The organism is Bradyrhizobium sp. 160 (assembly GCF_023073735.1).
Lineage (GTDB): Bacteria > Pseudomonadota > Alphaproteobacteria > Rhizobiales > Xanthobacteraceae > Bradyrhizobium.
Genome location: NZ_JADPKD010000063.1, coordinates 50,032 through 68,086 on the forward strand (window position 1 = coordinate 50,032; position 18,055 = coordinate 68,086).

Annotated in this window: 19 protein-coding genes and 1 pseudogene; 8 read left to right on the top strand and 12 right to left on the bottom strand. The window is 64.1% G+C overall.

The genetic code is table 11. The annotated features are described in order from the left end of the window. Positions 1-102 precede the first annotated feature (102 nt). Complete coding sequence (locus tag IVA98_RS25845; RefSeq protein WP_247303028.1) at positions 103-1,377, top strand: serine hydrolase domain-containing protein; 1,275 nt, start codon at positions 103-105, stop codon at positions 1,375-1,377. Positions 1,378-1,428: 51 nt separating this feature from the next. Here the strand turns inward: IVA98_RS25845 and IVA98_RS25850 are convergent, their stop codons facing one another. From IVA98_RS25850 to IVA98_RS25860, 3 genes are all read right to left on the bottom strand, one after another. Continuing rightward, positions 1,429-2,748 (bottom strand): TRAP transporter large permease, encoded by a 1,320-nt coding sequence (locus IVA98_RS25850; protein ID WP_247303030.1) that lies wholly within the window; start codon positions 2,746-2,748, stop codon positions 1,429-1,431. Further along, complete coding sequence (locus IVA98_RS25855; RefSeq protein WP_247303032.1) at positions 2,745-3,260, bottom strand: TRAP transporter small permease; 516 nt, start codon at positions 3,258-3,260, stop codon at positions 2,745-2,747. Before IVA98_RS25855 ends, IVA98_RS25850 begins: the two co-directional genes overlap by 4 nt. An 81-nt stretch (positions 3,261-3,341) precedes the next feature. Beyond that, complete coding sequence (locus IVA98_RS25860; RefSeq protein ID WP_247303033.1) at positions 3,342-4,331, bottom strand: TRAP transporter substrate-binding protein; 990 nt, start codon at positions 4,329-4,331, stop codon at positions 3,342-3,344. A gap of 80 nt (positions 4,332-4,411) precedes the next feature. On the opposite strand from IVA98_RS25860, the gene IVA98_RS25865 reads away from it, so the two are divergent. Further along, on the top strand, positions 4,412-4,552 hold the full coding sequence (locus IVA98_RS25865) for a hypothetical protein (protein ID WP_247303035.1): 141 nt from the start codon (positions 4,412-4,414) through the stop codon (positions 4,550-4,552). A 154-nt stretch (positions 4,553-4,706) separates the two neighbouring features. Here IVA98_RS25865 and IVA98_RS25870 read toward each other — a convergent pair whose 3' ends face one another. After that, a complete protein-coding gene (locus tag IVA98_RS25870) occupies positions 4,707-4,940 on the bottom strand; it encodes a hypothetical protein (RefSeq protein WP_247303037.1) in 234 nt (77 codons plus the stop codon). Positions 4,941-5,079: 139 nt separating this feature from the next. On the opposite strand from IVA98_RS25870, the gene IVA98_RS25875 reads away from it, so the two are divergent. Continuing rightward, positions 5,080-5,424, top strand: a complete 345-nt coding sequence (locus IVA98_RS25875; RefSeq protein ID WP_247303038.1) for a DUF1236 domain-containing protein — start codon at positions 5,080-5,082, stop codon at positions 5,422-5,424. 333 nt (positions 5,425-5,757) lie between these two features. After that, a pseudogene (locus IVA98_RS25880) lies at positions 5,758-7,214 on the top strand (sensor histidine kinase). A 65-nt stretch (positions 7,215-7,279) separates the two neighbouring features. On the opposite strand, the gene IVA98_RS25885 reads toward IVA98_RS25880, so the two are convergent. Both IVA98_RS25885 and IVA98_RS25890 read right to left on the bottom strand, forming a co-directional pair. Then, a complete protein-coding gene (locus IVA98_RS25885; RefSeq protein ID WP_247303040.1) occupies positions 7,280-8,011 on the bottom strand; it encodes a cytochrome c biogenesis CcdA family protein in 732 nt (243 codons plus the stop codon). Between the two features lie 205 nt (positions 8,012-8,216). Then, entirely contained in the window at positions 8,217-8,483 is a 267-nt protein-coding gene (locus tag IVA98_RS25890) for a hypothetical protein (protein ID WP_524536414.1), read from the bottom strand. A gap of 482 nt (positions 8,484-8,965) precedes the next feature. Between IVA98_RS25890 and IVA98_RS25895 the strand changes: the two genes are divergently transcribed. The 4 genes from IVA98_RS25895 (at position 8,966) to IVA98_RS25910 (ending at position 11,914) form a co-directional block, all read left to right on the top strand. Continuing rightward, complete coding sequence (locus IVA98_RS25895; protein WP_247303045.1) at positions 8,966-10,015, top strand: LysR family transcriptional regulator; 1,050 nt, start codon at positions 8,966-8,968, stop codon at positions 10,013-10,015. Positions 10,016-10,041: 26 nt separating this feature from the next. After that, positions 10,042-10,413, top strand: coding sequence for a helix-turn-helix domain-containing protein (locus IVA98_RS25900; protein ID WP_014497036.1), 372 nt, complete (start codon positions 10,042-10,044; stop codon positions 10,411-10,413). A 296-nt stretch (positions 10,414-10,709) separates the two neighbouring features. Beyond that, a complete protein-coding gene (locus IVA98_RS25905) occupies positions 10,710-11,531 on the top strand; it encodes an enoyl-CoA hydratase (RefSeq protein WP_247355742.1) in 822 nt (273 codons plus the stop codon). Positions 11,532-11,635: 104 nt separating this feature from the next. Further along, positions 11,636-11,914 carry a hypothetical protein gene (locus IVA98_RS25910; RefSeq protein WP_247303050.1) on the top strand — a complete coding sequence of 93 codons (279 nt, stop codon included), beginning with the start codon at positions 11,636-11,638 and terminating at the stop codon, positions 11,912-11,914. A gap of 34 nt (positions 11,915-11,948) precedes the next feature. Here the strand turns inward: IVA98_RS25910 and IVA98_RS25915 are convergent, their stop codons facing one another. From IVA98_RS25915 to IVA98_RS25940, 6 genes are all read right to left on the bottom strand, one after another. Further along, positions 11,949-13,028 carry an isocitrate/isopropylmalate dehydrogenase family protein gene (locus tag IVA98_RS25915; protein ID WP_247303052.1) on the bottom strand — a complete coding sequence of 360 codons (1,080 nt, stop codon included), beginning with the start codon at positions 13,026-13,028 and terminating at the stop codon, positions 11,949-11,951. 110 nt (positions 13,029-13,138) lie between these two features. Continuing rightward, the gene (locus IVA98_RS25920; protein WP_247303054.1) at positions 13,139-14,206 is read right to left on the bottom strand and encodes an alcohol dehydrogenase; all 1,068 of its coding nucleotides are present in this window, start codon (positions 14,204-14,206) and stop codon (positions 13,139-13,141) included. Positions 14,207-14,288: 82 nt separating this feature from the next. Further along, entirely contained in the window at positions 14,289-15,260 is a 972-nt protein-coding gene (locus IVA98_RS25925; protein WP_247303056.1) for an ABC transporter ATP-binding protein, read from the bottom strand. Continuing rightward, the gene (locus IVA98_RS25930) at positions 15,257-16,249 is read right to left on the bottom strand and encodes an ABC transporter ATP-binding protein (protein ID WP_247336151.1); all 993 of its coding nucleotides are present in this window, start codon (positions 16,247-16,249) and stop codon (positions 15,257-15,259) included. Before IVA98_RS25930 ends, IVA98_RS25925 begins: the two co-directional genes overlap by 4 nt. After that, complete coding sequence (locus tag IVA98_RS25935) at positions 16,246-17,118, bottom strand: ABC transporter permease (RefSeq protein ID WP_247303059.1); 873 nt, start codon at positions 17,116-17,118, stop codon at positions 16,246-16,248. Before IVA98_RS25935 ends, IVA98_RS25930 begins: the two co-directional genes overlap by 4 nt. Next, the gene (locus IVA98_RS25940; protein WP_247279274.1) at positions 17,105-18,055 is read right to left on the bottom strand and encodes an ABC transporter permease; all 951 of its coding nucleotides are present in this window, start codon (positions 18,053-18,055) and stop codon (positions 17,105-17,107) included. The genes IVA98_RS25935 and IVA98_RS25940 overlap by 14 nt, the downstream gene beginning before the upstream one ends.

Consider the following 18,055-nt stretch of genomic DNA (forward strand, 5'->3'; position numbering starts at 1 on the left):
GGAGCCTACACCAACCGGCCGGCCGGCGTTAAGCGCGACCGGCTTGGAATGAGTCCGCCATTTCGGCTATCACGGAGCAACAAAAACTGCCCGGAGGAACTGATGCTCGCGCCCACACCCGCCTCGCCCGAATCCGTAGGCATGTCCAAGACCGCACTCGACCGCGTCGATGCGCATCTGAAGAACCGGTACATCGACGCGGGCCGGTTCCCGGGTGCGCATCTCCTCGTCTACCGCCGCGGCAAGGTCGCGCACAGCTCGGTTCAGGGCCTTGCCGACCTCGAGCGCAAAGTGCCGGTCAAGGACGACACCATCTACCGCATCTATTCCATGACGAAGCCGCTCACCAGCATCGCCTTCATGATGCTGGTCGAGCAAGGTCTCGTCGCGATCGACGAGCCCGTCGCCAAGTACATTCCGGAATGGAAGGATCTCGGCGTGTTCGTCGCCGGCACCTACCCGGCCTTCCTGACCCGGCCGCCGTCCCGGCCGATGCTGATCGTCGACCTCCTGCGCCATACTTCCGGCCTCACCTACGGCTTCCAGCAGCGCTCCAATGTCGATGCCGCCTATCGCGCCGAGAAGATCGGCGAGGTCGAGAAGTCCGGCACGCTCCAGACCATGATCGAGGCCCTTGCAAAGATCCCGCTGGAGTTCTCGCCGGGCGAGGCCTGGAACTACTCGGTCGCGACCGACGTGCTCGGCTATCTCGTCGGCAAGATTTCAGGCATGCCGTTCGAGCAGTTCCTGAAAGCGCGCATCCTCGATCCACTCGGCATGACCGACACCGATTTCCACGTGCCAGCCTCGAAGGCGCATCGGTTCGCGGCCTGCTATTCCGCCGATCCAGGCGGCGGAATGACGTTCCATGCGGGCCAGCGGCGCGAGGGCCTGACGCTCCAGGATGATCCGGCAACCAGCTCCTTCCTGTCGCCGCCCTCCTTCATCTCCGGCGGCGGCGGGCTGTGCTCGACGGTCGCCGATTATCTCACCTTCTGCCGCGCGCTGCTCAACGGTGGCGAGCTCGGTGGCGTCAGGCTAATCGGGCCGAAGACGCTGGCGCTGATGACGAGCAACCACATTCCGGGCGGACGCTTCCTGCCCGAGGTGTCACGCTCGCTGTTTTCGGAAGCTGCCTATAACGGTATCGGCTTCGGTCTTGGCTTTGCCGTGACCATGCGCCCGGCCGACACGCTGATCGCCGGCAGCCCCGGCGAATACAATTGGGGCGGCGCGGCCACGACCTCGTTCTGGATCGACCCCGCCGAAGAGCTGATCACGATCTTCATGACGCAGGTATTGCCCTCGAGCGCCTATCCGATCCGTCGCGAGCTGCGCAGCATGGTCTACGCCGCGATCACCGAGAGCAATCTGTAAGCGATGGAATGGATCCCGCGGCCGTCGCCGCGGGATCGCGCCATCAGCGCCTCATTTGAGCATCTCCGGCACGATCAGACGCGGCAAGAACAGCGACACGCTCGGCCAAACGATGAGCGCCGCCAGCACGAGCAGCATCGGAATCAGCATGATCACCGTGTCCTTCAGAGCATAACGCAGCCGCACGCCCGCGATCGAACAGGCGATCATCAGACATAGACCATAGGGCGGCGTCACCAGTCCGAAGGCCAGCGAGACGATGGAGATGATCGCGAACTGGACCGGATGGAGGTCGACGGATTTGGCTAGCGGCTCCAGCACCGTGCCGACGATGATGATCGCCGGGATGGCGTCGAGGAAGCAGCCCACCACCAGGAAGCAGAAGGCGATGAAGAAGCCGGCCGCGACGCTGCCCATGCCCCATGTCGAGACGTTGGCCAGCAGCTCTTGCGGGATCCTGTAATAGGCAAGCAGCCAGCCGAACGCGCTCGCGGTGCCGACGCAAAACAGCGCCACGCCGGAAAGGCGTCCGGTATCGAGCAGGGCCTTGTACAATTGGCGCGGGCCTGTCTCGCGATAGAAGAACGCCGAGAGGGCGACGGAATAGAGCACCGCGACGCAGGCGGACTCGGTTGCAGTGAACCACCCGAGCAGAATGCCGCCGACGATGATGAACGGAGTCATCAGCGCTGGTATCGACCGCCAAATGGCGCATCGCATCTCGACCCAGGTCGCCTTCGGATAGGTCGGGTAGCCGCGGCGCACGGCATAGACGTGCACCGTCGCCATCTGCGCGCCCGCGATCAGCAGGCCCGGCACGATGCCGGCTAGATACATCGCCGCGATCGAGGTCGAGATCAGCCCGCCCCAGACGATCATGAGGATCGATGGCGGGATGATGACAGCCAGCACCGCAGAAACCGCGGTGATGGCGATGGAAAAGGAGAGATCGTAGCCCTCCTTGGTCTGTGCATCGATGAAGATTTTTGATTGGCTCGCCGCGTCGGCGGTCGAGGAGCCGGAAATTCCTGCAAAGAACACCGACAGCACGACGTTGATCTGCGCCAGGGATCCCGGCCAGTGCCCGACCAACGAGCGCGACAGCGCCACCAGGCGGTCGGTGATGCCGCCGATGCTCATCAGATTCGCCGTCAGCAGGAAAAACGGGACCGCGAGCAGGATGAATGAATTATACGCGTTGAAGGTCTCCTGCGCGAGCGTCATCAGTGACAGGTGCGGCTCGATCAGCAGGATCGGCACGCAGGCAAGACCGAGTGCGAAAGCGACCGGCACGCGCACGATGAGCAGGCTGATGAAGACCCCGAACAGCACCATCGCGGCCTGTCCGGCAGAGAGTACATTGCCGCTCATCGCCCTGCCCCAACCAGAACGCGCATTTCATCAATGATCTGTTCGCCTGCAAAGACGATCCACGTCGCGCCGGTCACGGGCCAGGCAATGTGAATCAACCAAAGCGGCAGATCGGCAAGTTCCGAAGTTCTGTTCCAGGCGAAGCGGGTAAACTCCATGCCGGCCAATAAAAACACCAACGCCAATGCCAGCACGCCGAGACGGGCGAGGATCCGCACCGCAGCCTCCGATCGCCGCGACAGATTGGGCCACACGTCGACCTCAAAATGCTGCGCTTCCCGCACACCGACGATGGCCCCGATCATGATGGTCCAGATGAAGAGAAACCGCGCCATCTCCTCCGTCCAGATGTAGGAGGGAATGAAGGGCGTGTAGCGCGAGATGATTTGCAGCGTGACCGGAAGAACCAAAATACCGACGCTGGCGGCCAGCAGGAATTCGAGCAGCTTCCCATAGGCCGCCGTGACGCGACGCCACAGCGACGGTGTGGACGGGACGGGCATTTCAGACATTGGGGCTCCCTGCCGCAGTTCATCCGCCTTCCGGGCAAGAAGCGGGGCCTGCCCGGACTATTGTCGGCGGACAAAGCGACCTCAGACGACGTTGATCTTCTCGAAAATGGCTTCGGCACCAATTTCCTTGGCGTAGGTGGCCATCACGGGATCGGCGAGCTTCTTCATGGCGTCGCGCTCCTCGAAGGGAACGCGCTTGAGCTTGCCGGCCTTCTCGAGCGTGTCGAGCTTGACGACCTCTTCGCTCGATTCGAGCTGACGGCCGTAGTCGCCTGCCTCCTTGCCGGCCTTCATGATCGCGTCCTGCAGATCCTTCGGCAAGGTCTTCAGCGTCTTCACCGAGAAGCAGATCGGCCGGATCGACACCGCGTGCTGCGTCAGGCTGAGATGCGGGGCCACTTCATAGAACTTCATCGCTTCGACGCCGGCCGCCTCGTTTTCGCCGGCCGATATCACACCATTCTGAATCGCGTTGTAGATCTCGTTATAGGCGATCACCGTCGGGCTCATGCCGACCGCCGCAAATGTCTTCGACCAGATCGGCGCGCCCTGCACGCGAACCTTGAGACCCCTAAGATCGGCGAGATTCTTGAGCGGCTTGTTGGCGAAGATGTTGCGGATGCCACCACCGGCATAACCGATCAGAACGACCTCGGCCTTCGCCGCGACCTCGTCGGCGATCGGCGTCAGGATATTGGCCTCGACGACCTTGTTCATGTGCTCGATGCCCTTGAACACGAAGGGGGCATCGATGAATGGGGCCGCCTTGGCGAAGGTCGACATATGGGCCGGCGAGACGATGCCGTAGTCGACCGCCTTGCCCTGCGACATATACTCGAAATATTGCTTCTCGAGGCCGAGCGAGGAGTTCTTGTGCAGCGTGAAATTGACCGGCTTGCCGTAGTACTTCTTCACCAGCTCCTCGAACCGGATCAGCGCCCGGTTGAAGGCATGATCGTCGTTGAACTGGACCGCGCCGTTCAGCGTGATCGGTGCTTGCGCCCTGAGGATCGAAGGCATGCCGATCGCAGCGGTCGCGCCGATACCAGCGAGAAATGACCTTCGCTTCATCGTCTCCCCTCCCTTTGATGCTCCGCCCCTGTGGCCGGGGCGTGAGCGCGGCCGGCTTACGGCCGGCGTTCGGGGAGCGTATGAAAAACTACGGCGGGACGGAAGTCATTTCGCGGACGTTGTCGCTCCTCTTCGTCACAGAGCTACGCCTGCGCGATCTGTTGCACTGCAACTCGTTCCTGCTGGCGCAAGGCCGCATGCGCCACTTCCGGCTCTCGTAAAGACGGAAGGCTTGCGGGCTTGTGCGCTGCACGCAGAGGTCCGCCCGCCTCCCGCGACAGGCCTAGTGCATGTGGCCAATCAGATAGATGCCGCCGCCGATCACAATGATCGCCGGCACGGCCCAGAGAATAAATACGGGCATCAACACTCTCCCTAATTGGATGTGCAGACCTTGACGGTCTTCATGCTGCTCTCAGCCTCGGTGCGCGTCTTGTAGACCGTTCCTGAAGGGCTGACGACGGTCATGGAGGCGTCTGTCGGCTTCTTATCGACGACAGTGCACTTCTTGGTCTTGACGTCCTGGACGACGTAGAACTCGTCGGCCGCGAACGCTGGCAGGGAGAAAGCAGCAACCATCAGTGCTGCGGTCGCAATCTTCAGCTTCATGTTTTCCTCCTCCAACTTCCCGGGCAGTGTGGCCCGGTCGATTTACAAACGGGAAAAAGCGGCAATTTGTTCCCTCGGCTGGGAACCTCGCTCACCCCAGGTTGTTGGTGGCACACTTAATTCCTTTGAGGAGAACAAGATGAAAAAGCTGTTCCTGCTGTCCGCTGCGGCGGTCCTGATATCGACCGGCGCTTTCGCGCAATCCACTGTGGTGACCACCACCGGAACGGGTCATGCGGCGACAGTTCAGATCGAGCCGCAATACCGAACCAAGATCAAATCCTACATCACCGAGCACCGCGTCCGTCCGGTGACGACGAAGGAGAAGATCGTGGTCGGCGCGACGGTGCCAGCCGACGTCGAGCTTGAGGCCGTTCCGGCGGATTGGGGCCCGTCGCTGACGAAGTACCGCTACGTCTATTCCGGCGATCGCGTGATGCTGGTGGATCCGGGCTCACGCACGGTCGTTCAGGAAATCGATTGATCACGACGTGACCTCCGGCGGCTGCCGCCAGCGGCGGCCGCCCACTTAGAGCATGAAATCGCATCGAGAGGCCCCGGATCGCCGGGCTCAGTGTGACGGCTGTCTACGCCACGCGTCTGCTATTGACCGCGATCGCGATGACCTGCCCCCCTCCGGCTGCATCGCAAAATCTCCCGGACTGCTCGCGGATGCGAAAATCGTGGCGCCGGAAAAGGGCTGCCCTTATGGTCTTTGCCAAACCCATAATCTGGCGCCGCTGCGCTGGAATCGGGACGCCCGCGTTTGTCAAAGCTTACCCTGCCAGTCCGGCTCGCTCTCCTGGTCGCGGGAACGATGTTGCCGCTGATCATCTTCGCGGTCGGCATTGCCGTCTACAATTACAAGCAGGATCGAACTGACGCGACCAGCCGCGTGCTGGAGAACGTGCGCAGCATGCGCCTTGTGCTGGACTCCGAAGTGCAGCGGATGACCGGCGGCCTGCAGGTCCTGGCGCTGACGAATTCGCTGCGCAACGACGACTTCCAGAATTTCCGCCGCATCGCGCTCGGCTTCCTCGACCAGTATGGCAAGGGCGGTCTCGTGTTGATCTCCGACCGCAAGGGCCGGCTGTTGTTCTCCTCGACGACGGAAGACATCGAGCGCCTGCCGCCGCGCGGCAATCTGGAGATCATCGAAAAGGTATTCGCGACCAGGTCGCCGCAATATTCCGACCTGTTCACCGGCGCGATCAATGGGCGGCAGGTGCTCACCGTCGAGGTCCCGGTATTGCGCGACGGCGAGGTGATCTACGATCTCTGCTTCAGCCCGCCGATCAGCATCTTTCAGGAGCTGGTGGAGAAGCAGCGCCCTGACCGGCTTTGGACAGTGGCCCTGCTCGACACCAAGGGCGTCGTATTCGCGCGCGCACCGAACCCTGCCGAGACGGTCGGCAAGCAGGCTTCCGGCGCGCTGTACGATGCGATGTCTCGGGCGTCGGAGGCAGCCCTTTCGACCGTTTCGCTCGACGGGGTCGCGCTGTCCTCAGCCTTTACCAGGTCGCACCTGACCGGTTGGACGGTCGTGGCTGGCGTCGCCGAGAGCTCGTTGATCGCGCCGCTCTGGCGCAACATCGCCATCACCAGCCTGATCGGCGGCATCCTGCTGCTGACCGGCTGACCTTCGCGGTCAGGATGGCGACCACGATCGCGCGCGGTGAGATGCTGCACAATCTGCTGATTGAGGAGCTCAACCACCGAGTCAAGAACACGCTGGCCCTGATGCAGGCGATCGCGGTGCAGACCTTCCGCAGCGCCAGCCGGGACGAGCGGACCAAGTTCGAGGGACGGCTCGGCGCGCTGGCCGAAGCGCACAATCTCTTGAGCCAGGAGAAGTGGGCGGGCTCGGAGCTGAGAGGCGTTATTGCCCGCGCAATTCAGCCGTTCCTGCCCGGCAAGCCCGACCGCATCCGGATGGCCGGCCCGGCTGTGCCGTTGTCGCCGCGGCCCGCCGTGGTGCTGTCGATGATCGTGCACGAGATCGCCACCAACGCGGCGAAGTACGGCGCGCTGTCCAACGAGACCGGCCGGGTGACCCTGGACTGGGAGGTCATCGGCGATGCGCCGAAGCCGCGGCTGCGGCTGATCTGGACCGAGATCGGCGGACCGCCGGTGACGGCCCCAGTGCAACGCGGCTTCGGCTCGCGCCTGATCGAGCGCAGCGCGCGCGACCAACTCGGCGGCGAGGCAACTGTCGACTTCCTGCCGCGCGGCGTCGTCTGCACGGTGACGTGCGCGCTGGACGAGATGCGGTGAACGAAATGAAGAGGCATCGGCGATGAGTCGGGCGGTTGCCTGATCTGCACCGAAAAACAGCCAATCTACCCGATCGTCTGCAACGCCGGGAACGTCTCCAGCAGCCAGATGCTCACGTTCGAAACCGCGCCGGTGAGGAAACCGATGCCGGTGATCACCATCAATACGCCCATGGCGCGCTCGACGTTGACGAGCTGGCCCTTCATCCGCGTGAACAGCGCGGAGAACTGCTCGATCATCAGGGCGGCGATCAGGAAGGGAATGCCGAGGCCCGCGGAATAGACGGCGAGCAGGCCCGCCCCCTTGGTGACCGTCGCTTCGGCCGCGGCAATCGACAGGATCGCGGCGAGGATCGGGCCGATGCAGGGCGTCCAGCCGAACGCGAAGGCGAGCCCCATGATGTAGGCGCCCCAGAGCCCGACGGGCTTGGGGATCGGCAGCCGGCCCTCGCGCATCAACAGGCCGATCCGCGTCAGTCCCAGGAAGTGCAGGCCCATGATGATGATGACGATGCCTGCGAGAATCGACAGCTCGGCCGACCAGGCGCGGATCAGACCTCCGATCAGCGAGGCGCTGGCACCGAGCGCCACGAACACGGTCGAGAAGCCAAGCACGAACAAGAGCGCCGACATCATGATCGCGCGCTTGGACGCCGCGGCCGGCTGGTCGCTTTCGACATGCTCGATCGTGGCGCCCGTAAGATAGATCAGATAGGGCGGGACCAAAGGCAGGACGCACGGCGAGAGGAAGCTGACGAGGCCGGCAATCAGCGCCGCCGGAATCGAGACATTTTGCATGATGCAGTCGGAGCCATTTCAGGCCCGGCACCAGGCGCGGGGAACGCGCGCGGACCAGGGCCGAACCGGCTCTGGTGTAACCGATGGCTGAGAATGCGCAACAGAGGCGCGCGAATCCAGGGCTCCTCCCGATGCCGTCTCTGATCACAGGTGCGGCATCGGGATGCGCTCAAATCTCGCCGAAAAGCGAGACTCGGCGGCGCGGCTACTTCACCACGCGGAGCAGCGGACGCCGGGGCTGGACCTGCGTCTGCTTGGAAGGGGAATGCGGTTCGCTCGCAGCGCTCCGCAGCATTTCGTCGCACAATGCCTTGAGATCGGCATCGTCAATGCCTTTGAGCTTCATCCTGACGTCGAGAATGACAATGGACAGCAGCTCGGCCGACTCGCGGCTGTTGCTCGCATTGAGAACCCTGCGGCACTCCTCGAGCGTTTCCAGCACCGACTGCAACTGTTCGTCTGAATGCGACACCGGCGTTCTTTCCGTTAAATCGGCCTGCGAGACGTGGTTGTGACGACCCCTTCGGCCCCCGTGGAGCGACAACGATAACATGAGGCCTCTGAGCCTCTGAACACGATTTCAGTGTGCTTCTGCGGTGAAACGGCGGTTCCCGCCAACATCGTGCCACGACGCCAGCGGCAACCGCCGGAGCGATCCGGGACCAAACGTCTGGTGTGCAGCGATTGATCCATCCGGGATGATGGCAACGGCTCGCGCGCATGAACGACCACTGCGGACAGCTCCGACAATCCCGCAGCCATCTCAAGGCTCGCAACGGAACTCACGCGATGACCCCTCAAACGAGCAACAGTCTGCCCGATTCCCAACCCCGGCAGCACTCAAATACCGCTCGCGTCGCAGTAAGGATGACGTTCAAAACTCATCACCCCGCAACCCGCCGTGGTTGTAGTTTGCGCCAGATTCTGCCAGTTTAGCAAACCGAAGGGAATTGTATGCACTCCTTGGCGGAAAGGGGCGTTCCGCTGGAAGAACGCCCAAACACAAATATCAGCGGCCTCTCCGATTGGGACGCGGCCCGCATATTCCTGGAAGTCGTCCGATGTGGAAGTTTCCGCTCGGCGGCCGAACGCCTGTCGCTGTCGATCAACGCCGTCCGTCGCCGGATCGATGATTTCGAGCGTCAGACCGGCACCACCCTGTTCACCCGCGACGTCCACGGCACCCATCTGACCGACGAAGGCGCGACGGTGGTCTCCGCCGTCGAGCGCATGGAGGCGGCGGCCTTCGACGTGCTGCGGACCAGCGATTCGACGGCCAACGCCCTGTCCGGCGAAGTCCGCGTCGCCGTCACCGAGGGACTAGGGACGTTCTGGCTCGCACCGCGGCTGGTTGAATTCCAGCAAGCCTATCCGAAGATCCTGGTCGACCTGCATTGCGCGATGCGTTCGGCCGACGTCTCCCGCCACGAGGCCGATGTCGCCATCCATCTGTCGCGTCCCTCGGCGCTCGACGTCAAGCTGGTGCGGCTCGGCCGTATGCATCTGATGTTCTGGGCCTCGGAGAAATACATCGCAAAACATGGCGCGCCGCGCTCGGCAGCCGAATTGATCAAGCACCGCCTGGTGCTGCAATTCGCCGACCAGCTCGCCGCGAAGGAATCTTTCGAGAGCTTCTTCCCGGGCGTGTCGGAGCGCGACCTTCTGGTCATGAAGACCAACGTCTCGAGCGCCAATTACTGGGCGGTCGCGAATGGCGCCGGAATCGGCGTATTTCCGAGCTACGCCATTGCGCTTGGCGGGAAGTTGATTCCACTGGAGGTCGAGCTGAACCGACCGCTGGACATCTGGCTGTCCTACCATCCCGGTAGCGGCCGGATTCCCCGCGTGCGGCACATGATTGACTGGCTGATCGAGGCTTTCAATCCGGCCCGCTTCCCGTGGTTTAAGGAAGAGTTCGTGCATCCGCATGAATTCAACGACTCGTATATGGGCGAACCCCTGACCCAGCTCTTCGGGGGATTTTCAACCGAAGAACAACGGTGAGAAGTATGAAAACAGCGGCGAAGAGAATGAAGCAGCGCAGTGCCGGCAAGCCGGACATTGAGCTTGGCAAGCGGATCCGTCTGCGGCGCGTCGAGATGAAGATCTCGCAGGCCGAGCTCGGCGAGAAGCTTGGCGTCAGCTTCCAGCAGGTCCAGAAATACGAGAAGGGCGTCAATCGCGTCGGCGCGGCTCGGCTTCAGCAGATCGCCACCGCCCTCGACGTGCCCGTGACCTTCTTCTATGACGGCGACAACAAGGCGCGGGAAGTGGAGAGCCTGCTCTTCCTCGACAGCGCCTTCAGCCTCCGGCTGCTGCGCGCCTACAGCAAGATCAAGGACCAGACGGTGCAGCGTCAGCTCGTCTCGCTGATGGAATCGATCGCAGCGAACGAAGCCTGATTCGATCGACGCTCTGGCCTCAACGGCCGATGTTCAATCCGTCGCGTCGCGGGGCGCGGCCGGATTGAACGAGCGGATTGGCGTATCTGAGCCCGCGCGGGTGCGCGCGGCCTTCTCGGGGCGGCATGACCGCCCTTTTTTCATGGCACTTACTGCCACTCGCCCGCGGCTTTTGCCGACACCTCGCCGCGCCATGCGATCGCGGCACAGGCGGATGCAATACACCTCGCCCTACCCGGTTGACCGCGGCGGCGCCCGCGCCGCACATTGCCTCGTCAACGACCAGCGAGCGCGCGATGTCCGACATGACCGACACGACAGAAACGGCTTACGCCGGCCGCAAGATCCTCAAGCACACGACCGGCGGCGTCGGCGTGATCACCTTCAACAATCCCGACAAACGCAACGCGATATCGCTGGAGATGTGGGAGGGATTTGGCGAGGCGCTGACCAGCCTGCGCGACGACGAGACGGTGCGCGTCGTGATCCTCCGCGGCGCCGGCGGCAAGGCGTTCGTGTCGGGCGCGGACATCAGCCAGTTCGAGAAGACGCGGCACAACGCAGCGGCGTCCGAGCAGTACGCCAAGCGCAGCGCCGCCCAGCGCGCGCTGCTCGCTGATTATCCCAAGCCGACCATCGCCTGCATCCAGGGTTTTTGCCTCGGCGGCGGCATGCAGGTCGCGATGCTTGCCGACATCCGCATCGCCTCGCATGACAGCGAGTTCGGCATTCCCGCGGCCAGGCTCGGCATCGCCTATGGCTACGACGGCTTGCGGCACCTGGTGTCGCTGGTGGGCCCGTCCTGGGCGCGCCTGTTGATGTACACGGGCATGCGCATCGATTCCTCCGAGGCGCTGCGCATCGGCCTCGTCGAGCGCGTGATCCCCGATGATCAACTCTGGGGCGAGACCATGGCAATCGCGCAGACCATTTCCGAAAACGCGCCGCTCGCAATCAAGGCCGCCAAGATCACCATCGCGCAAATTCTGAAGGACGAGAGCCAGCGCGACATGGACACGATCAAGGCGATCGGCAACGCCTGCATGGACTCCCAGGATTTTCGCGAGGGCCGGCAGGCCTTCATGGAAAAGCGCAGGCCCAAGTTCCAGGGGCGCTGAAGCTGAACCGACGTTCAGGAAGATTAAATTCCTCGCGCAATTCGATGCAGCAGCAACCAGTTGATCTGTCGAAAGTTCTCCCGCCACCAACGAGGGAGATTGCGATGACACTCAAATTTGCTATTCTTGGTCTGGCTGCCTTGGGCGGTGCGGCGCTCGCCTCGGGCCCTGCGCTCGCGGCAATGCCGAACGGCATTCCGCAGGCGGACAAGATTGCCAGCGGCCCGGCCGCTGAAGTCGAACAGGTGCGCTGGGTCTGTAACCCCTGGGGCCGCTGCTGGTGGCGTCCGAACTATTATCGCGCCTACGGTTTTTACGGCGGTCCGCGCTTCTACGGTCCGCGTCCGTGGGGCTGGCGTCACCGCTATTGGCACCGCTGGTGAACGACAAGGGGCCCCGCGGGCCCCTTTTCTTTGACTACAGCGCGCCCAGGACCGCCTTCGTGATATCGGCGGTGCCGTTGCTGCCGCCGAACTCCATCGGCTTGATGCCGCCGGCATAGATCTGATCCACCGCGCGCTCGATCGTTTCGCCCGCTTCCGCCGCGCTCTCGACGCCGTGCTTGTCGGCGAGCCAGTCGAGCATCATTGCCGCCGACAAGATCATGCCGGTGGGGTTGGCCTTGCCCTGCCCCATGATATCGGGGGCGGTGCCGTGGCAGGGCTGGAACACGGCGTATTTGTCACCGATATCGGCCGACGGCGCCATGCCGAGGCCGCCGATCAGGCTCGCGGTGATGTCGGAGACGATGTCGCCGAACATGTTCTCCATCACCATCACGTCGAACTCCCAGGGACGCTTCACCAGCATCGCCGAGCAGGCATCGACATAGAGCCGGTCGGTCTTCACCTCCGGATGCGTCTTGGCAATCTCGTCGAAGATGCCGCGGAAGAAGGCAAAAGCCTTGAACACGTTCGCCTTGTCGACGCAGGTGAGCGCACCGGGCTTGCCGCGCGCCCTGCGCCGCTCGGCAAGGCGAAACGAAAACTCGAACAGGCGCTCGGACGTCTTGCGCGTGATCACCATGATCTCGCGCGCGTCCTCATGGGTGACGATGCCCTTGCCCATCGAGGCGAACAGGCCTTCGGTCGATTCCCTGATCACGACGAGATCGATGCCGCGCTGGTCGGCGCCGACGATCGGGCTCGGCACGCCCGGAATGAGCCGCGCCGGACGCACGCCGGCATAGAGATCGAAGATGAAGCGTAGCTCGATCTGCGGCGCAATCTCGGTGTTGTCGGGATAGCGCACCGACGGCAGCCCGCAGGCACCGAGCAGGATCGCGTCCGCCTCCTCGCACAGCTTGATCGTAGTGTCGGGCATCGACTTTCCGGTCGCGAGATAATTGTTGGCGCCGGCCGGGGCCTCCGTGAAGCGGAAGTTCAAATCCGATTTCTGCTCGATCCTGCGCAGCACCTCGATCGCCGGCGCCATGACTTCTGGACCGATGCCGTCACCGGCCAGCACGGCAATGTGGAAGGCGTTATTTGCGGACATGGACGTTCCTGATCCAGGGATGTCATTCCGGGGCGGTCCGCAGGACCGAACCTGGAATCTCGAGGTTCCGGGTTCGATGCTTTGCATCGCCCCGGAACGACGATTTGAAACTACGGCGTCAGCACGGTGCGTCCGACCACCGCGCCCTGCTGCAATTGCGCCAGCGCGTCGTTGGCCCTGGCGAGCGGCAGCGGCGTCACCGGGATCGGTGCCACTTTCTTCGTCCGCACCAGATCGAGCAGTTCCTGCGTCTCGCGCAAATTGCCGACATAGCTGCCCTGGATCGTCACGGCCTTGATCGGAATCAGCGGCAGCGCCCAGGTCGCGCCGCCGCCGAACAGGCCGACGATGACGAGCTTGCCGCCTTTGGTCAGACAGTCGAAGCCGAGTTGCGTCGTCGCGGCGTTGCCGACGAGGTCGATCACGGCGCGGATCGGCCCGCCCGCCTTCTTGGCGAGTTGCTCCAGCGCATCCGGCGCCTTGGGATCGACGGTCGCGAGCGCACCGGCCCTTTCCGCCGCCTCGCGCTTCTTCGCATCGATGTCGATCATGATCGCGCCCTTGCCGCCCATCGCTTTCAAGAGCGACAGCGCCATCAGGCCGAGGCCGCCGGCGCCGAACATCACGATCGGCGTATCGAAATGCTGCTCGACCTTCTTCAGCGCGCTGTAGGTGGTGACGCCCGAGCAGGCGTAGGGGGCGGTTGTCGCGGGATCGAGCCCCCGGAGATTGAGCAGATAGCGCGGATGCGGCACCAGCATGTGATCGGCATAACCGCCATCGCAATAGACGCCGAGCGAGCGCGGCGTCAGGCACATGTTCTCGTCGCCGCCGAGGCAGGTGGCGCACTTGCCGCAACCGATCCACGGATAGACCAGGCCGACATCGCCGAGCTTGAGGTCGCCCTGGTCGGTCGGCTTCACGTCGGGACCGAACGCCAAAATTTCGCCGACCGTCTCGTGGCCCATCGTCAGCGGCAAACTGATGCCCCGGTCCTTCAGCGACAGCGGCTTGCGACCGTGACCGAGATCGTAGCCGCCCTCCCAGATGTGGAGGTCGCTGTGGCAGACGCCGGCCGCCTTGACCTTGATCAGCACCTGGGTACCCGACGGCTGCGGCGTGGGCTGGTCGAACTCCTGCAGCGGCGCCTTGAAATCGGCGACCTTGAAGCTCTTCATCGACATCCTCCCGGCATGTTCTTGTTGTCGCGCCACCATGCCATGGCCGACACGACGAGACAAACCCCGAAGCCGTCTTAGTTTAGGCCAGCGGATGATGGCAAGCCACGAACTGGCCGATTGCGACCTCGCGCAACTCCGGTATCTGTGCGCTGCATTGCTGATCGGCGCGCGGACAGCGGGTGCGGAAGCGGCAGCCGGACGGCGGCGCAATCGGCGATGGCGGCTCGCCGGTCGCCACACTCTCGGCGGGACGCACGTCCGGATCCGGCACCGGGATCGCCCGCAACAGCAGGTCCGTGTAGGGATGCGCAGGCCTTGCGAACAATTGCTCCGACGGCCCGACCTCGCAGAGCCGGCCGAGATACATCACCGCGACGCGGTCGCTGACGGCTTTGACCACCGCGAGATCATGCGCGATGAACAGCAGCGTCAGGCCAAAGCGCGCTTTCATCTCCTCCAGCAGATTGAGAATCTGCGCGCGGATGGAGACATCGAGCGCCGAGACCGGTTCGTCGCAGACGATGAACTCAGGATTGAGCACCAGCGACCGCGCGATGCAGATGCGCTGGCACTGCCCGCCCGAGAATTCATGCGGCAAACGGCCCGCCACGATATCGGGATCGAGCCCGACCGCGACGAGCACCTCGTGAACGCGCCGCTTGCGCTCGGCGGCATCCTTGACGCCGGCGATGATCAGCGGCTCGGCGACGATGTCGCCGATACGCCGGCGCGGATTGAGCGAGGCGATCGGATCCTGGAAGATCAGCTGCACGCGGCGGCGCATCTTGCGCAGCGCCTCGCCCTCCATCGCCGTCAGATCCTGGCCGTCGAACATCACCCGCCCGGACCTGGCGCGACGCAATTGCAGGACCGCGCGCCCCAGCGTCGACTTGCCGCAGCCGGATTCACCCACCAGCCCCAGCGTCTCGCCGCGCGCGACCTGGAAGCTGACACCGGAGACGGCATGCACCGTCTTGTTGCCGAGACCATATTCGACGACGAGATTGTCGACGTTCAGCAGCGGCTCGGGGCGCACGGCAAGCTGCATCATGCGCCGATCCCCTCGGCCATCCGGATCGGATGGAAGCAGGCATAGAGATGCTCCGGCATCTCCGCGCTCTTTAGTTCGGGCTTGGCCTCGTGACAGCGCCCCGCGGCATAGCGGCAGCGCGGCGCAAAGGAGCAGCCACGCAGCGGCCGTATCGGGTCCGGCGGACGGCCGGAGATCGCAGGCAGCAGCGTATGCGGCGCGGTGTCCAACTTCGGAATCGCCCCCAGCAGCGCCTCGGTGTAGGGCATATGCATGCGCTTGAACAGCGCCGACGTCGGTGCGCGCTCCACCACCCTGCCCGCATACATCACGGCGACCTCGTCGGCGCGGCCGGCGACGACGCCGAGATCATGGGTGATGATGATCATCGCCATATGACGGCGGCGCTGCTCACGCGCCAGGAGATCGAGAATCTGCGCCTGGATGGTCACGTCGAGTGCCGTGGTGGGCTCATCCGCGATCAGCAGCTTCGGTTCGCAGGACAGCGCGATCGCGATCGCGATGCGCTGGCGCATGCCGCCGGAGCATTGATGCGGGTATTGCGCGAGCCGCTGCTCCGGTGCCGGAATGCCAACAGCGGCCAGCAGCTCGATGCTGCGCTTCCGTGCCGCCGGGGCATCCAGCTCGAGATGCTCCTGGATCGTCTCCATCAGCTGGGTGCCAATGGTGAGCACCGGATTGAGCGAGGTCATCGGATCCTGGAACACGACCGCGAGATCGCGCCCACGCAAGCGCCGCAGCCGTTCCGCATCGAGCCGCACCAGATCCTCACCGTCGAACATCACCCGGCCGGTGAGCTTCGCCTTCTTCGGCAGCAGCTGCAGCACCGCGCGCGACAGCATGGTCTTGCCGCAGCCAGACTCACCGACGATGCCGAGCGTGCGGCCGGCCGCCAGCGACAGGTCGACGTGATCCACAGCACGCAGATTGCCGCGCGGTGTCGGCAGCTCGACCGCGACGTGCTCGATGCTCAGGAGCGGCACGCTCACAATGCCCCCTGACGCGGGTCGGTCAGCGCCCGCAAGGTATCGCCGACGAGGTTGAAGGCCAGGACGGTCAGGAACAGCGCCGCCGCCGGCAAGAAGGCGAGCCGCGGCGCGACGTCGAGACTGTCGCGTCCTTCGCCGATCATGCTGCCCCAGCTCGCCATCGGCGGCGGCACGCCGAGACCGAGGAAGGACAGCGCGCCCTCGACCACGATGGTGACGGCGACACCGAGCAGGAAGAAGGCGAGCAGCGGCAGGATCACGTTCGGCAGCAGCTCGCGCAAGATGATGCGGGCATGGCTGGCGCCGAGCGCCTCTGCTGCAATCACGAATTCGCGCCGCGCCAGCGTCAGCGTCGCCGCGCGTGCCACCCGCATGAAGGCGGGAATGCCGAGCACGCCGAGGATCAAGGTGAGATTGGGGACGGATTGGCCGAGATAGGCAGTCACGGCCAGCGCGAAGATCAGCGGCGGAAAGGCCAGCAGCACGTCCATGCTGCCGACCACCAGCGTCTCGAACCGGCCGCGGAAATAGCCGGCGAGCAGGCCGAGCGCGCCGCCGAAAACGAGACTGATCATCGGCGCGATCAGCCCGACTGTCAGCGACACCCGCGCGCCAAAGATCAGGCGAGCGAACTCGTCGCGGCCGAGCCCGTCGGTGCCGAGCCAGTGCTCTCCGGAGAACGCCGCGCGGCGCTCCAGCATGTCCATGTCTACAGGGTTCTGCAGCGGCAGCACCGGCGCGAGGATCGCGAGCGCAACAACGATCGCGAGCCAGCCGCTCGCGAGCCAAAACAGCAGGCCGAGCTTATGCCTGCCGCGAACGGGCGCGGACGTCGCATCGTCCTGCATCGAGAGCTCAAGCGTGGCCATGGCGGATCCTGGGGTCGAGCACGGCGTAAAGCATATCGACGATGAAGTTCACGAGCACGAAGCCGCAGGCGACCAGCAGCACCACACCCTGGAGGATGACAAGATCGCGGGTATAGATCGCGCCGACCAGCAGCCGGCCGATGCCAGGCAGCGCAAAGATCGATTCCACGATCAGCGTGCCGCCGAGCAAGCGGCCGATATTGATTCCGGTCACCGTCACCAGCGTCAGCGACGACGGCTTGAGCGCATGCACGAACAGAATGCGCGCTGGCTTGAGGCCCTTGGCCTTGGCCAACGCGATATAGTCCTCCTGCAAGGTCGCGATCATGTCGGAGCGCAGCACGCGCATGATGCCCGGCCATTCCGCCAGCGCCAGCGTCAGCGCGGGCAGCACGAAGAAGCGCAGATTGGCCAGCGGCGCCTCCGTGAACGGCACATAGCCGGTCGCCGGCAACCAGTGCAGCTCGACCGCGAACAGATAGATCAGGAGGATCGCCGTCAGGAAGGACGGCATCGACAGCATGGCAAAGGCGCTGCCGGTCATAAAGCGGTCGAAGGCGCCGCCGGCGCGCGCAGCGCAGGCGATCGCGAGCGGCACGCCGATCAGGAGCCCGATGAACTCCGCCATCAGCATTAGCTGGAGCGAGACCGGGATGCGCTCGGCCACTGCCTGGAGCACCGTCTGCCCGGTGCGGAAGGAGCGGCCGAGATCGCCCTGCAAGACATGACCGAGCCAGCTCAGGTAACGCCACCACAGCGGCTGGTCGAGCCCCATGTCACGGCGCAGTGCCGCAACGTTCTCCGGCGTCGCCTGGTCGCCGAGGATGACCAAAGCGAGATCGCCCGGCAGCAGCGATGCGATCAGGAAGGTCAGCAACGAGACGGCCAGCAGAACCGGCAGGATCGCAAGGAGCCGCCGAACGACGAAGTTCAGCAT

What these genes read in the sequence shown, in the direction of transcription:
- IVA98_RS25865 (WP_247303035.1), top strand. Translation starts at nt 4,412, where the DNA reads ATGAAAAACTACGGCGGGACGGAAGTCATTTCGCGGACGTTGTCGCTC.
- IVA98_RS25850 (WP_247303030.1), bottom strand. Translation starts at nt 2,748, where the DNA reads ATGAGCGGCAATGTACTCTCTGCCGGACAGGCCGCGATGGTGCTGTTC.
- IVA98_RS25845 (WP_247303028.1), top strand. Translation starts at nt 103, where the DNA reads ATGCTCGCGCCCACACCCGCCTCGCCCGAATCCGTAGGCATGTCCAAG.
- IVA98_RS25885 (WP_247303040.1), bottom strand. Translation starts at nt 8,011, where the DNA reads ATGCAAAATGTCTCGATTCCGGCGGCGCTGATTGCCGGCCTCGTCAGC.
- IVA98_RS25915 (WP_247303052.1), bottom strand. Translation starts at nt 13,028, where the DNA reads ATGTCCGCAAATAACGCCTTCCACATTGCCGTGCTGGCCGGTGACGGC.
- IVA98_RS25910 (WP_247303050.1), top strand. Translation starts at nt 11,636, where the DNA reads ATGACACTCAAATTTGCTATTCTTGGTCTGGCTGCCTTGGGCGGTGCG.
- IVA98_RS25875 (WP_247303038.1), top strand. Translation starts at nt 5,080, where the DNA reads ATGAAAAAGCTGTTCCTGCTGTCCGCTGCGGCGGTCCTGATATCGACC.
- IVA98_RS25895 (WP_247303045.1), top strand. Translation starts at nt 8,966, where the DNA reads ATGCACTCCTTGGCGGAAAGGGGCGTTCCGCTGGAAGAACGCCCAAAC.
- IVA98_RS25855 (WP_247303032.1), bottom strand. Translation starts at nt 3,260, where the DNA reads ATGTCTGAAATGCCCGTCCCGTCCACACCGTCGCTGTGGCGTCGCGTC.
- IVA98_RS25935 (WP_247303059.1), bottom strand. Translation starts at nt 17,118, where the DNA reads ATGGCCACGCTTGAGCTCTCGATGCAGGACGATGCGACGTCCGCGCCC.
- IVA98_RS25920 (WP_247303054.1), bottom strand. Translation starts at nt 14,206, where the DNA reads ATGAAGAGCTTCAAGGTCGCCGATTTCAAGGCGCCGCTGCAGGAGTTC.
- IVA98_RS25905 (WP_247355742.1), top strand. Translation starts at nt 10,710, where the DNA reads ATGTCCGACATGACCGACACGACAGAAACGGCTTACGCCGGCCGCAAG.
- IVA98_RS25900 (WP_014497036.1), top strand. Translation starts at nt 10,042, where the DNA reads ATGAAGCAGCGCAGTGCCGGCAAGCCGGACATTGAGCTTGGCAAGCGG.
- IVA98_RS25925 (WP_247303056.1), bottom strand. Translation starts at nt 15,260, where the DNA reads ATGATGCAGCTTGCCGTGCGCCCCGAGCCGCTGCTGAACGTCGACAAT.
- IVA98_RS25940 (WP_247279274.1), bottom strand. Translation starts at nt 18,055, where the DNA reads ATGCTGAACTTCGTCGTTCGGCGGCTCCTTGCGATCCTGCCGGTTCTG.
- IVA98_RS25870 (WP_247303037.1), bottom strand. Translation starts at nt 4,940, where the DNA reads ATGAAGCTGAAGATTGCGACCGCAGCACTGATGGTTGCTGCTTTCTCC.
- IVA98_RS25860 (WP_247303033.1), bottom strand. Translation starts at nt 4,331, where the DNA reads ATGAAGCGAAGGTCATTTCTCGCTGGTATCGGCGCGACCGCTGCGATC.